The organism is Streptomyces sp. NPDC007856 (assembly GCF_042868225.1).
Taxonomy (GTDB): Bacteria; Actinomycetota; Actinomycetes; order Streptomycetales; family Streptomycetaceae; genus Streptomyces.
The window spans coordinates 209,296-221,953 of the sequence record NZ_JBIAEC010000007.1; the positions used below are offsets into that span (position 1 = coordinate 209,296).

The window sequence follows — 12,658 nt, forward strand, 5'->3', positions numbered from 1 at the left end:
GTCCATGCCGTGCTGTGCTCAACTCATTCGTCTGCGGGGATCGTCCGCTCGGCGAGCTTCATGGCCTCCTCGATCAGGGTCTCCACGATCTTCGACTCGGGGACGGTCTTGATGACCTCGCCCTTGACGAAGATCTGCCCCTTTCCGTTGCCCGAGGCAACTCCGAGGTCGGCCTCACGGGCCTCGCCGGGACCGTTCACCACGCACCCCATGACCGCGACCCTGAGCGGCACTTCCATGCCGTCCAGGCCCGCCGTGACCTCCTCCGCGAGCTTGTAGACGTCCACCTGGGCCCGCCCGCAGGACGGACAGGAGACGATCTCCAGGCGCCGCTGCCGCAGGCCGAGCGACTCCAGGATCTGGATGCCGACCTTGACCTCCTCGGCGGGCGGAGCGCTGAGCGACACCCGGATCGTGTCCCCGATGCCCCGGGACAGCAGCGCCCCGAAGGCGACGGCCGACTTGATCGTGCCCTGGAACGCCGGGCCGGCCTCGGTGACCCCCAGGTGCAGCGGGTAGTCGCAGCTCTCGGCGAGCTGCCGGTAGGCCTCGATCATCACGACCGGGTCGTTGTGCTTGACGGAGATCTTGATGTCCCGGAAGTCGTGCTCCTCGAAGAGGGAGGCCTCCCAGAGAGCGCTCTCGACCAGCGCCTCCGGGGTGGCCCTGCCGTACTTCTGCAGCAGCCGTCGGTCCAGGGAGCCGGCGTTGACGCCGATCCGGATCGGTGTGCCGTGGTCCTTGGCGGCGCGCGCGATCTCCTTCACCTGGTCGTCGAACTTCTTGATGTTGCCCGGGTTCACCCGGACCGCCGCGCAGCCGGCCTCGATGGCCGCGAAGACGTATTTCGGCTGGAAGTGGATGTCCGCGATCACCGGGATCTGCGACTTGCGCGCGATGGTCGCGAGGGCGTCCGCGTCGTCCTGGGTGGGGCAGGCGACGCGGACGATCTGGCAGCCGGACGCGGTGAGTTCAGCGATCTGCTGCAGGGTGGCGCCGATGTCCGACGTACGGGTCGTCGTCATCGACTGCACCGACACCGGGGCCCCGCCCCCGACCGCCACCGGACCGACGTGGATCTGCCGCGACTGCCGCCGCGGCGCGACGGGCCGGGCCGGTACCTCGGGAACGCCCAAGGGCACGGCGGTCATCGCGTCAGCCCTGCTTTCCGCTCGTCATCGTCTCGCGCGCGGCCCGCAGCGACTCCTTCAGGGAGCCCATCGTGGCGAGTACGGCGGTCGGCTCGTAGCCGCAGTGCGCCATGCAGTTGGCGCAGCGCGGGTCCTTGCCGCGGCCGTACTTGTCCCAGTCGGTCTCCTCGACGAGTTCGCGGTACGTGGACACGTATCCGTCGCTCATCAGGTAGCAGGGGCGCTGCCAGCCGAAGAGCGAGTAGCTCGGGATCGCCCACGCCGTGCAGGGGAAGTCGACCTTGCCCTCCAGGAAGTCCAGGAAGAGCGGGCTCTGGTTGAGCCGCCACTTCCTGCGGTTGCCGCCCGCGAAGGCCTTCTTGAACAGCTCGCGGGTCTGCTGCACACCGAGGAAGTGCTCCTGGTCGGGGGCCTTCTCGTAGGCGTAGGCGGGCGAGAGCATCATCTCGTCCACTTTCAGGTCGTCGTTGAGGTAGTTCAGCACCTCGATGACGGTCTGCGGGGTGTCGGTGTTGAAGAAGGTGGAGTTGGTGGTCACCCGGAAGCCGCGCCGCTTGGCCTCCTTGATGGCCTCGACCGCCTCGTCGAAGGTGCCCTCCTTCGCCACGGAGGCGTCGTGCCGCTCACGCAGCCCATCGATGTGCACGGCCCACGCGAAGTACGGCGAGGGCTTGAACTTGTCCATCTTCTTGCGCATGAGAAGCGCGTTCGTGCACAGGAACACGAACTTCTTCTTGGCAACCAACTGCCGTACGATCTCGTCGATCTGAGGGTGCATCAACGGTTCACCACCGGCGATGGACACCATCGGCGCACCGGATTCCAGCACCGCGCCCACGGCCTGGGCGACGGGCATGCGCTGCTTGAGGACGCCCGCCGGATGCTGGATCTTGCCGCAGCCCTCGCACTTGAGGTTGCACGCGAACAGCGGCTCCAGCTCGACCAGCAGGGCGAACTTGTCCCTCTTCTTGAGCTTCTGTTCGAGCAGGTATGTAGCGACCTTGACGGTCTGACGCAACGGCATGGCCATCTGGCTCACCTCCGGGGGAGCAGCAAAGAACGGTGCCATTCGAAGAATGCGGGAAGAACAGAACGAAGAACACGGAAAGCCGATATTCCACCGCGTACGGTGCCGATCCGGACGAGTTCATGTTCAGGAGCGTCCACGACCACCCGTACGGCCGCGACCGGGCGCTCAGCGCCGCGGACGGCCGTGAGGAGCGTGGCCGCCGACTCCATGTCGACCGCGATCGCGCCGGTCGCGAGCAGGTCGGACCGCTCATGGCCCCGGACGACATGGTCGGAGCCGGTGAGCGGGCCGGTGTGGACCGTGCGTCCGGGCAGGATGCGCACGAGTTCCTTGACGAGCAGCTCGGTGCCGACGCAGGGGACGGCGCCGCGCGGGTCCCGGGTCTCCTCCGCGACCACCAGGTCGCCGGGGTGCATGCCGGGGGCGAGCCCGGCGCAGAAGCCGGTGGCCAGTACGGCCGCGCCGGCCAGCGCCGGGACCGCGAGCTGCCGGGTGAGGGAGCGTTCCGCCGCACGGGGGCCCATGCCCGTACGGAGGAAGCTGACCGGCCCGTCCGCCCCGCTCGTGTCCCCGGTGCGCAGGGCGAGGCGCTCGATGCCGAGCGCACAGGCGATCAGCAGCGGGACGGGTGCGGGCCGGGTGGTCAAGTCAACTCCCCTTCGCCTCGGACAGCGGCTTCCGGGTGAGGAGGCCGCGCTCGAAGGGGTCGCCGTGCAGATACCGGCCGAGCGCGGTGAGCGGGAAGACCTGCCGGTAGAGGTGGTAGTTGATGGAGAAGTCCCAGGGGAAGCCGGTGCCGGTGAAGTACGGCTCGTCCCAGGTGCCGTCCTCCCGCTGGGTTTCCGCGAGCCACCGGATGCCGCGCTCGACGGCCTTGGAGTCCTGCTCCCCCGCCGCGAGCAGTGCCATCAGCGCCCACGCGGTCTGCGAGGCCGTGGAGGCGCCGCGGCCGCTCCACTCCTTGACGTACTTGTAGGAGCGCAGGTCCTCGCCCCAGCCGCCGTCGTCGTTCTGCACCCTCTCCAGCCAGGCCACGGCCCGCCGGATCGCCGGGTGCGAGCCGGGCAGCCCGGCCGCGGTCAGCGCGGGCACCACCGAACCCGTGCCGTAGATGTAGTTGACGCCCCAGCGGCCGAACCACGAGCCGTCCGGCTCCTGTTCGGCGAGCAGCCAGTCGATGCCGCGCCGGGTGCGCGGGTCGTGGGCGAGGCCCTCTGCGGCGAGCATCTCCACGACGTGCGCGGTGACATCGGCCGACGGCGGGTCGATGACCTCGCCGAAGTCGCAGAACGGCAGCCGGTTCGGGAACGGGCTGGTGTTGTCGACGTCGAAGGCGCCCCACGCGCCGTTCTTCGACTGCATCCCGAGGTTCCAGCGCACGGCGCGGCCGATCGCGTGGTCCACGCGTTCGGGGTCGTGGTGCCTGACCCGGCGCAGCGCGAGGGAGACCTCGGCGGTGTCGTCGATGTCGGGGTAGTTGTCGTTGTGGAACTCGAACGCCCAGCCGCCCGGCGGGAGTTCGGGCCGCCGTACGGCCCAGTCGCCGGGCCGGACGATCTCCTCGCCGAGCATCCAGTCGGCCGCCTTGACCAGTTGCGGATGGTCGACGGGCAGGCCCGCGTCGACGAGGGCGATGGTGGCCAGGCAGGTGTCCCACACCGGGGACTGGCAGGCCTCGATCATCCGGGCGCCGTCCTCGCGCCAGACGGCGAACCGGTCCAGCGAGGCGAGGCCCTCGCGCATCACGGGATGTTCGAGGTCGTAGCCCAGCAGGTGCAGGGCGATGACCGAGTACACGGCCGGGGGCTGGATGCCGCCCCAGCAGCCGTCGTTCTCCTGCCGCTCGATGATCCAGCTGGCCGCCGAGTTCATCGCGGCCCTGCGGAGTCTGCGCACGGCGACCTTGCGGTAGCCGCGGACCACCTTGTCGAGCCGCTGGAACAGCCCGTCCCAGCTCGCCACGGGGGCGAGCGGCTGCGGCGGGTTGGGGTTCGCCGGGTCGGTGTGCAGCTCGTCCAGCGGGAACGGCGCCGGGCGCACCGGGCGCTTGGCGGAGACGACGGTGAGCGGCACGATCGTCTGCCGCGCCCAGCAGCCGAAGTCGTAGATGTTGAGCGGGAACCAGGTGGGGAAGTAGATCAGCTCCGGCGGCAGCTCGGGCAGGTCCTCCCACTTCCACCAGCCGAACAGGGCGAGCCAGATACGGGTGAACACCCGGGAGGCGGCGATACCGCCGCGCTCACGGATCCAGGCGGAGGCCTTCGCCATGTGCGGGTCGTCGGGTGTGTCGCCGGCCAGGCGCAGGGCGACATAGGCCTCTACAGTGGTGGACAGTTCGCCGGGGCCGCCGTAGAAGGTGGCCCAGGTGCCGTCCTCGCGCTGCTCGCCGCGGATGAACTTCGCGGCGGCCTGCGTGGTCCGCTCGTCGCGGATTCCCAGGAACTGGCGCAGCAGCAGGTCCTCGGCGTCCATGGTGACGTTGGTCTCCAGGTCGCCCTTCCACCAGCCCTGGGCGTCCTGCCGCGCGAGCAGGAAGTCGGTGGCGCGCCGGGCGGCGCGTGCGGCGGCTTCTTGTACCCCGGCCGCCTCGGGTGTGGTGATGGCGGTGGTTTCGCTGGCCGCGGCAGCGCGGGACGGCATAGTCGCCCCGGTGCTTCCGTCAGTCGTCGCTGTCATGGCTTCCCCTTCGTGCAGTCGTGCAAGTCGTGCTGCTGTGGGTCCGCCGTCGGCCGGTGTCCTGATGTCGATCCTCGGACACCGGCCGGCGACTACGCGAGGCGTGTTGGGCCGATAGTGATCATCTCTTTCGTACGACGACGAAGTCGGCGAGCGCCGTGAAGGAGTCGCGTACCCGGCCGGGCATGTCGACGGCGTCGAGGGCTTCGATGGCGATGGTGTGCTGTCGGCGTGCTTCCTCGGCCGTCCAGTCGCGGCCGCCGGCCTGCTCGATGAGAGCCGCGCGGGCCGCGAACTCCTCCTCGGAGAAGTTCTCGAAGTCGCTGCTCTTGGCGTCCGCGGCGAGGATCTCGCCGAGCTGCTCGGAGGCGGAGCCGCCGGCCGCGAGGGCGGCGACGACCGGCAGGGACTTCTTGCGCTGGCGCAGGTCGCTCCAGGTCTGCTTGCCGGTGGCCTCCGGGTCGCCCCAGATGCCGAGCAGGTCGTCGATCGCCTGGAAGGCGAGGCCGAGGTGGTAGCCGTACCGCTCCAGCGCGTCGGCGGTGGCGTCGTCCGCGCCGCCGAGGACCGCGCCGATGGAGCTGGAGGCGGCGAGCAGCGCGCCGGTCTTGTTGCCCTCCATCTCCAGGCACTCCTCGACGCTGACCCGGTCGCGGTGCTCGTAGGAGATGTCCTGCGCCTGACCGTCGATGAGGGCGCGGGTGGCGGTGGTGAGCCGGCGGGTGGCGCGGCCGGCCTCGACGGTGCCGAGCTCCAGCAGGATCTCGTTGGCGAGGGCGAACAGGGCGTCGCCGACCAGGATCGCCTGGGCGGGGCCGTGCACCTTCCAGACGGTGTCGCGGTGCCGGCGCTGCTCGTCGCCGTCCATCAGGTCGTCGTGCAGCAGCGAGAAGTTGTGGACGAGTTCGACGGCGACGGCGCCGGGGATGCCCGCCTCGGGCGCGGCGCCGGTGACCTCGGCGGAGAGCACGGCGAGCGCGGGACGCACGGCCTTGCCTCCGTCGCCGTCGGCCGGATTGCCCTGGGCGTCGATCCAGCCGAAGTGGTAGGCGGCGACGGTGTCCATGGGAGACGCCAGCCGGTCGACGGCCGCACGCAGGACCGGAGTGGCCAGGGTCCGGCCGCGCTCCAGCAGCGCGGTCACGTCCACCGCGGCCCGTGGGACGGGCGTCGAGGCCGGGGGCACAGTGGGCACAGTCTCTCCTCTTGTTGCGGTACCGGGGGTGCGGGGGCCTGCCGCGGGCTCCTGATCGAGCATCAGGCCGCCTCCTCGAACTCGAAGAGATGGCGGGGGCGGGGCCGGCCCAGGGCGCTGAGCGCCGCGTCGGCCGCGCTCACTCCACTGCGGACCGCACTCTCCATGGTCGCGGGCCACCCGGTGGCGGTCCACGCTCCGGCCAGGTACAGGCCGGGGGCCTTGGTGCGGGCGCCGGGCCGCAGCCGCCCGACGCCGGGGGTGGGGGCGAACGTGGCGGTGCGCTCCCGGGTCACGAAGAAGTCCTTCACCACGGCGCCCCGGGTACCCGGAATCAGCCGCTCCAGCTCCGGCAGATAGCGCTCGCGGAGTTCGGCGACCGGCAGATCGATCTCTCCGTGCGCGGCCGACTGGGACAGCGCCAGGTACTGACCCTCGGTCAGCCCCGAGGCGTCGGTGCGGTCGAAGACCCACTGCACGGGCGTGCCGAGGGCCGCGAAGAAGGGGCGCGCGAGCACTTTGCGGTCGTAGACGACATGGACGTTGAGGATCGGCGCGGTGCCGATTTCCAGCAGTTGCCCGGGCGCGTCGAGGGCACCCGGCGGCAGCAGGTCGTGGGCCTCGCGCTGGGGTACGGCGAGGACGAGCGCGTCGGTTTCCAGGTTCTCGCCGGGAACCTGAACGCTCCACGTGCCGTTTTCGTTGGTAGAGACGGAGGTGACGCGTGTACGGACCTCGGTACGGACGCCCGCGGAGTCGAGCGCCTTGCGGGCCAGCCGGTCGTGCAGTTCGCCCAGCGGGACGCGGGCCCAGCCGATGTCGGCCGCGCCCGGGTCGGACAGCAGACCGGTCTTGAACACCATCGCGGCGAGCCCCAGCGAGGCGTCGCCCGCGACCGCGTTGAGGGTGGCGACCCCGACCAGGTCCCACAGGGCCTCGACGGCGCGCGCCGACTGGCCGTGCGCGGCCAGCCAGCTGCCGAAGTCCTGGGTGTCCAGGGTCGGATCGGCGAGGTCGAGCCCCTTCAGCGCGAGCGCGGCCCGCCCGACCGCGGCGCGCTCGGCGAGCGAGAGGTGCGGATAGGCGGCCAGGCTGCGCCCCAGGTGGAGGGGGACGGGCAGCGGGTCGCGCCGCAGCCGGCCGAGCCGCCTGCCCTCGGGCTTGGCGACGTCGACGACGGGCACGTCCAGGCGGTCCTGCAGCGGTGCCAGCGCCGCGCCCTCGATCCGGTCGAGGAACCAGCGGTAGGCGGTGCAGCAGCGCAGGTACACGTGCTGGCCGTTGTCGACGGTCAGGTCGCCGCGCTGGAAGGAGAAGGCGAGGCCGCCCAGCCTGGGCCTGCCTTCGAGCAGGGTGACGCGGACGCCCGCGTCGGCGAGCGCGAGCGCCGCGGTGATCCCGGCGAGCCCGCCGCCGACCACGACGGCGCGGCGGCCTGCGGCGCCTTCCGGTTCCGCGATGCCGTGCGCCGGTGCGGGACGGGAGCCGTCGCTCATGGTGCGTCCTTCCGTGCGGTGCGCTGAGCGGGCTGTGCCGTGATGGGCCGTCGGTCGTCTGCGGGCCCGTCGTGGCTGGTCGCGCCCACGCGGCGGTAGCCGCATGTCGGATACGGCCCCGCGCCCCTTTGGGGCGCTGCAGTCAGGGACGCCGCGGCGCCGGCGAGGGTTGCCTGCCGCATGGCTCCTGGTTCGGTGAGGTCCATCAGGCACGCCTCCTGACGGAACGCGGGGAGACATGGCGGCTCACATGCCGGGTGTCCAGACCGGACAGACCGCGTACGGCGACATAGGCCTTCTCGTGTCCGGGCAGCGAGACCCGGCCGCGCAGCACGGCCTCCGGGTCGCGCTCGATGCGGTCCAGCAGCCGGCGGTAGATGCCGGCCATGGCGGCGACGCAGGCGCCGCTGCGCCGGTCGAGCATGGGCAGCAGCCGGTAGCCCTCGGCGAAAAGGGCTCGGGCCCGCCGTACTTCGAAGTGCACGAGGCCCGCGAAGTCGGAACCCTCCGGCGGCGTCGGCCCGTCGAACCCGGCCGAACAGCCGAACTTGGCGAGGTCGTCGGCGGGCAGATAGGTACGGCCGCCGGCCGCGTCCTCGCGGACGTCCCTGAGGATGTTGGTCAGCTGCAGGGCGAGGCCGAGCGTGTCCGCGTACTCGGGTGCGCGCTCGGCGCCGCGCGCGCCCGGTTCGGTGCCGAACACGCCGAGCGAGAGCCGGCCGATGGCACCGGCGACACAGCGGCAGTAGACCTTCAGGTCGTCCCAGGTCTCGTAGGACTCGCCGCGTGCGTCCATCTGGACGCCGTCGATCAGCTCGTCGAGGCCGCCGAGCGGGATCGGGAAAGCGCGTGCGGCATGGGCGAGAGCGACCGCGACCGGGTCGGTGTCGTCCTCCTCGACCTCGTCCTGGCGGACCCGGGCGAGCAGCGCCCTGGTGTCCTCCAGCCGCTTCAGCTTCACCTCGTCGGCCAGGTCGCCGTCGCCGATGTCGTCCACGCGCCGGGAGAACGCGTACAGCGCCGACATGGCGCGGCGCTTGGGCGTGGGCAGCAGGCGGATGCCGTAGGCGAAGTTGCGTGCCTGCTGGCCGGTGACGGTCTCGCAGTACCTGTAGGCGGCGAGTACCGGTGCGGACACGTGCGACGGAGAATCCACGGTCCGGATCACCCCTCTCCTCGCAGGATCACGCCCGCCTCACGCAGCAACTGGACCTTGCCGGGTCGGGGCGGGCCGGGAAGTACGTCGTATTCGGCGGCGGCGATCGCCCTGATCGCCGCCCTTCCCCCCGCCACGAACCCTGCGAGCAGCAGCTTCAACCTGCCGTGGACGCTACCCACCAGGGGGGCGCCTTCATTCAGCAGAACGCGGGCGCGTTCTGCCTCGTATGCAACCAGGGCGCGCACCGATGCGCTCGCGGTTTTCGCGGAGAGATCCGTTTCCTGGACATGAAAGCGCTTCATGTCCTCGGCCGGGAGGTAGATCCGGTCGCGGCCGAGGTCCTCCCCGACGTCCTGGAGGTGTTCCACGATCTGCAACGCGGTGCAGATCGCGTCGGACAGCCGGATCCGCTCGGGGGTCGAGGTGCCGGTGACGGCGAGGACGAGGCGACCGACGGGGTTGGCGGACAGTTCGCAGTAGGCGAGCAGGCCGTCGTAGGTCTCGTAGCGGGTGACGAGCTGATCCTGGCGGTTGGCGGCGATCAGACCGAGGAACGGCTCGGGGGTGAGGGAGCGGCGGCGGACGGTGGGCTGGAGGCGGCGCAGCAGCGGGTGGTGCGGGGTGCCGCCGAAGACGCGGCGCAGGTCGGCCTCGAAGGCGTCGAGGAGGACCAGCCGGTCCTCGGCCTCGGCGGGCGACACGCCGAGCAGCCGGGCGTCGGCGCCGCCGGGGGCGAGGTCGCCGTCGCCGATGTCGTCGACGAGGCGGGCGAAGCCGTAGACGGCCATGAGGTCGTCGCGCCAGGCCCTGGGCAGGAAGAAGGGGGCCACGGGAAAGTTCTCGCTCGTGGCCTTGTCCAGGGTGGCGCGTTCCGGATCCGGCGCCGTTTCGGTGGCCGTCATCGGGCGCTGCCCGGCGCGGGGACGGCACATGCTGCGTTGAGCTGGGGAGTTTCCGTAGCCATTGCCGTCACATCTCCCGTTCTACACTGCCGACCCAATAGACACTATTTCGGACACGCCGCCCGGCAATCGGCGGGGTCGCCCTGGCGCAGGGTGTCGCGCATTATCGCCCCACTTGCCGCTTTCCGGCACCGGTACAGCTTACGTTGTACAACGCAGCAAGGTCCGTCGGGGTGTCCTGCACATCACAACAACACACCGATTGGCTCCAAGATTCCTGCCGGAAAACGGAGTTGACGGTTCCTTTGCGCAGGCCAGGGCCTCACCGGACGGTTTCCGGCGGGGCCCTGGCCGAAACGGGCTACTTGCCCGTGAACTTCTCGTACTCCTTCAAGACCTCTTCGGTCGGTCCGTCCATGCGCAGCTCGCCGCGCTCCAGCCACAGGACGCGGTCGCAGGTGTCACGGATGGACTTGTTGTTGTGACTGACCAGAAACACCGTGCCGGCCTCCTTGCGCAGTTCCCGGATGCGTTCCTCGGAGCGCTTCTGGAACTTGCGGTCACCGGTGGCGAGCGCCTCGTCGATCATGAGGACGTCGTGGTCCTTGGCGGCGGCGATGGAGAACCGCAGCCGGGCTGCCATACCGGAGGAGTATGTGCGCATCGGAAGTGTGATGAAGTCGCCCTTCTCGTTGATCCCCGAGAAGTCGACGATCTCCTGATAGCGCTCCTTGATCTGCTCCCGGGACATCCCCATGGCGAGACCGCCGAGGATGACGTTGCGCTCACCGGTCAGGTCGTTCATCAGGGCCGCGTTGACGCCGAGCAGCGAGGGCTGGCCGTCGGTGTAGACCTTGCCCTTCTCGGCGGGCAGCAGGCCGGCGATGGCACGCAGCAGGGTGGACTTGCCGGAGCCGTTGGAGCCGATCAGGCCGATGGCCTCGCCGCGGTAGGCCACGAAGGACACGCCGCGCACGGCGTGCACCTTGCGCACCCCGCGCCCCTCACCGCGCTTGACGATGCGGCTCAGGGCGGCCGTCGCGCTGCCCTTGCCGGTCCTGGCGCCGTTGACGCGGTAGACGATGTGCAGGTCGTCCGCGATGACAGTGGGACGACGCTCCCCGGTGTGCTCGCCGGTGTGCTGGTCGGCGTTCCGCTCGGTGCTCCGCCCGGCGTTCTGCTCAGCCACGGCCGTACCTCTCCTCCGCCTTCCAGAAGTACACGAAACCGCCGGCGAACACGACCACGGCCCAGAACAGCGCGATGGCCCACACGTGCGGGGGCAGGTTCGAGGCGCCGTAGCCGTCGATCAGTGCGTAGCGCATCAGGTCCATGTAGACCGCGGCCGGGTTGACCTGGAGCAGCCGGACCGCGATCTCGGAGCGGCCCTCCATCATCTTGTTGATGGAGAACATCACGCCGGACGTGTACATCCAGGTGCGCAGGATGAACGGCATCAGCTGGGCGAGGTCCGGCGTCTTGGCGCCCATGCGGGCCACGATCAGCGCAAGCCCGGTGTTGAAGAGGAACTGCAGCAGCAGGACCGGCACGATCAGCAGCCAGGCGGGGCTCGGGTAGCTGCCGAAGCCGATCGCCACGACGACCATCACGATCATTGAGAACAGCAGCTGCTGGAGCTGCTGCAGCGAGAAGGAGATGGGCAACGAGGCGCGCGGGAAGTGCAGGGCGCGCACCAGGCCCAGGTTGCCGGAGATCGCCCGGACACCCGACATGACCGAACTCTGCGTGAAGGTGAACACGAACACGCCCGTGACCAGGAACGGGATGTACACGTCCTGGGACAGGCCGCGGCTCGCGTGCAGGATCACACCGAAGATGAAGTAGTACACGCCCGCGTTCAGCAGAGGCGTCGCCACCTGCCACAGCTGGCCGAGCTTGGCCTGGCTGTACTGCGCCGTCAGCTTCGCCTGGGAGAAGGCGAGGATGAAGTGGCGCCGCCCCCACAGCTGGCGAACGTACTCGGGCAGCGAGGGCCGGGCGCCGCTCACGGCGAGCCCGTACTTGGCGGCGAGCTGTGCCGCCGTCAGCCCGTCGTCGGGCGACGGTACCGCGCTCACCGCGACACCGCCGTCATGGGTTGTGTGACTCACGAGTGGAAATCCGGACTCTCTTGAGTAAGAAGCTTGCTCTCTTCTGGTAAGAGAAGCTTCTCAGATCACCGGAGGCCGGCCCAGCCGGGTCAGCCGCCACACCGTGCGCCAGCTCATCGGGCGGCGAGGACCGCACGCAGTGGTCCAGCCCTCCCTGAACCCGCCGAACCAGGCCCGCAGGGCCGGACGCGAGGGGCGGCGGACCAGCGTGAGCAGCATCCAGACCCCGAGGTAGACGGGGATCAGCAGGGCGGGGAGGTTGCGGCGGGCCAGCCACACGCGGTTGCGGGCGACCATGCGGTGGTAGACCGCGTGCCGCGAGGGCGCGGTCGTCGGGTGGTACAGCACCATGTCCGACCGGTAGTCGATCATCCAGCCGGCGTCGAGGGCCCGCCAGGCCAGGTCGGTCTCCTCATGGGCGTAGAAGAACTCGTCCGGCAGCCCGCCGACCTCGGCGAACACCCGGGTACGGACGGCGTTGGCGCCGCCCAGGAAGGTGGTGACCCGGGAGGAGCGCATCGGGTCGGACGCGCGCAGCCGGGGCACATGGCGGCGCTGGGTCTCGCCGGTCTCGGGGTCGGCGATGCGGAAGCTGATGATGCCGAGCTCCGGGTCCGCGGCGAAGGCCTCGCGGCACAGCTCGGCGGTGTCGTGGCGGGCGAGCAAGCCGTCGTCGTCGAGGAACAGCAATATGTCGACATCTCGGCCGCCGGGGCCGAAGGCCGCTATGCCGACATTGCGGCCGCCGGGGATGCCCAGGTTCTCGGGCAGCTCGATCGTCCGTACGCCTTCGGGCACGTCCGGGACCGGCGAGCCGTTGCCGACGACGACCACCTCGACGGGCCCGCCGTCCTGCTTGGCGACCGAGTCGAGCAGGGCCCGCAGCTCATCGGGCCGGTTGCCCATGGTGATGATGACGGCCCCGACCCGCATGGCCG

General features: G+C 70.4%; 11 protein-coding genes. All 11 read right to left on the reverse strand.

What is annotated here, in order from left to right; genetic code table 11:
• Positions 1-23 precede the first annotated feature (23 nt).
• Entirely contained in the window at positions 24-1,151 is a 1,128-nt protein-coding gene (ispG, locus tag ACFYOH_RS19005) for a flavodoxin-dependent (E)-4-hydroxy-3-methylbut-2-enyl-diphosphate synthase (RefSeq protein ID WP_388626913.1), read from the reverse strand.
• A 4-nt stretch (positions 1,152-1,155) separates the two neighbouring features.
• Entirely contained in the window at positions 1,156-2,181 is a 1,026-nt protein-coding gene (hpnH, locus tag ACFYOH_RS19010; RefSeq protein WP_388626915.1) for an adenosyl-hopene transferase HpnH, read from the reverse strand.
• 5 nt (positions 2,182-2,186) lie between these two features.
• Positions 2,187-2,828, reverse strand: a complete 642-nt coding sequence (locus tag ACFYOH_RS19015; RefSeq protein WP_388626917.1) for a 1-hydroxy-2-methyl-2-butenyl 4-diphosphate reductase — start codon at positions 2,826-2,828, stop codon at positions 2,187-2,189.
• A gap of 1 nt (position 2,829) precedes the next feature.
• Positions 2,830-4,857, reverse strand: a complete 2,028-nt coding sequence (gene shc, locus ACFYOH_RS19020) for a squalene--hopene cyclase (RefSeq protein WP_388626918.1) — start codon at positions 4,855-4,857, stop codon at positions 2,830-2,832.
• A gap of 121 nt (positions 4,858-4,978) precedes the next feature.
• The gene (locus ACFYOH_RS19025; RefSeq protein WP_388626920.1) at positions 4,979-6,115 is read right to left on the reverse strand and encodes a polyprenyl synthetase family protein; all 1,137 of its coding nucleotides are present in this window, start codon (positions 6,113-6,115) and stop codon (positions 4,979-4,981) included.
• Positions 6,115-7,548 (reverse strand): hydroxysqualene dehydroxylase HpnE, encoded by a 1,434-nt coding sequence (gene hpnE / locus ACFYOH_RS19030; protein ID WP_388626922.1) that lies wholly within the window; start codon positions 7,546-7,548, stop codon positions 6,115-6,117. The genes ACFYOH_RS19025 and hpnE overlap by 1 nt, the downstream gene beginning before the upstream one ends.
• 205 nt (positions 7,549-7,753) lie before the next feature.
• Positions 7,754-8,716, reverse strand: coding sequence for a presqualene diphosphate synthase HpnD (gene hpnD / locus ACFYOH_RS19035; protein WP_388626923.1), 963 nt, complete (start codon positions 8,714-8,716; stop codon positions 7,754-7,756).
• Positions 8,713-9,609 (reverse strand): squalene synthase HpnC, encoded by an 897-nt coding sequence (gene hpnC / locus ACFYOH_RS19040; protein ID WP_388626924.1) that lies wholly within the window; start codon positions 9,607-9,609, stop codon positions 8,713-8,715. The genes hpnD and hpnC overlap by 4 nt, the downstream gene beginning before the upstream one ends.
• A gap of 361 nt (positions 9,610-9,970) precedes the next feature.
• Positions 9,971-10,711 (reverse strand): ABC transporter ATP-binding protein, encoded by a 741-nt coding sequence (locus ACFYOH_RS19045; protein ID WP_388627204.1) that lies wholly within the window; start codon positions 10,709-10,711, stop codon positions 9,971-9,973.
• Between the two features lie 79 nt (positions 10,712-10,790).
• Entirely contained in the window at positions 10,791-11,720 is a 930-nt protein-coding gene (locus tag ACFYOH_RS19050) for an ABC transporter permease (protein WP_388626926.1), read from the reverse strand.
• A 60-nt stretch (positions 11,721-11,780) separates the two neighbouring features.
• On the reverse strand, positions 11,781-12,653 hold the full coding sequence (locus ACFYOH_RS19055; protein WP_388627206.1) for a glycosyltransferase family 2 protein: 873 nt from the start codon (positions 12,651-12,653) through the stop codon (positions 11,781-11,783).
• Between the last annotated feature and the right edge of the window lie 5 nt (positions 12,654-12,658).

Excerpts from the sequence above, each read along its gene's own strand:
- hpnC (WP_388626924.1), bottom strand. The coding sequence starts at position 9,609 with ATGACGGCCACCGAAACGGCGCCGGATCCGGAACGCGCCACCCTGGAC.
- ACFYOH_RS19055 (WP_388627206.1), bottom strand. The coding sequence starts at position 12,653 with ATGCGGGTCGGGGCCGTCATCATCACCATGGGCAACCGGCCCGATGAG.
- ispG (WP_388626913.1), bottom strand. The coding sequence starts at position 1,151 with ATGACCGCCGTGCCCTTGGGCGTTCCCGAGGTACCGGCCCGGCCCGTC.
- shc (WP_388626918.1), bottom strand. The coding sequence starts at position 4,857 with ATGACAGCGACGACTGACGGAAGCACCGGGGCGACTATGCCGTCCCGC.
- ACFYOH_RS19025 (WP_388626920.1), bottom strand. The coding sequence starts at position 6,115 with ATGCTCGATCAGGAGCCCGCGGCAGGCCCCCGCACCCCCGGTACCGCA.
- hpnE (WP_388626922.1), bottom strand. The coding sequence starts at position 7,548 with ATGAGCGACGGCTCCCGTCCCGCACCGGCGCACGGCATCGCGGAACCG.
- hpnH (WP_388626915.1), bottom strand. The coding sequence starts at position 2,181 with ATGGCCATGCCGTTGCGTCAGACCGTCAAGGTCGCTACATACCTGCTC.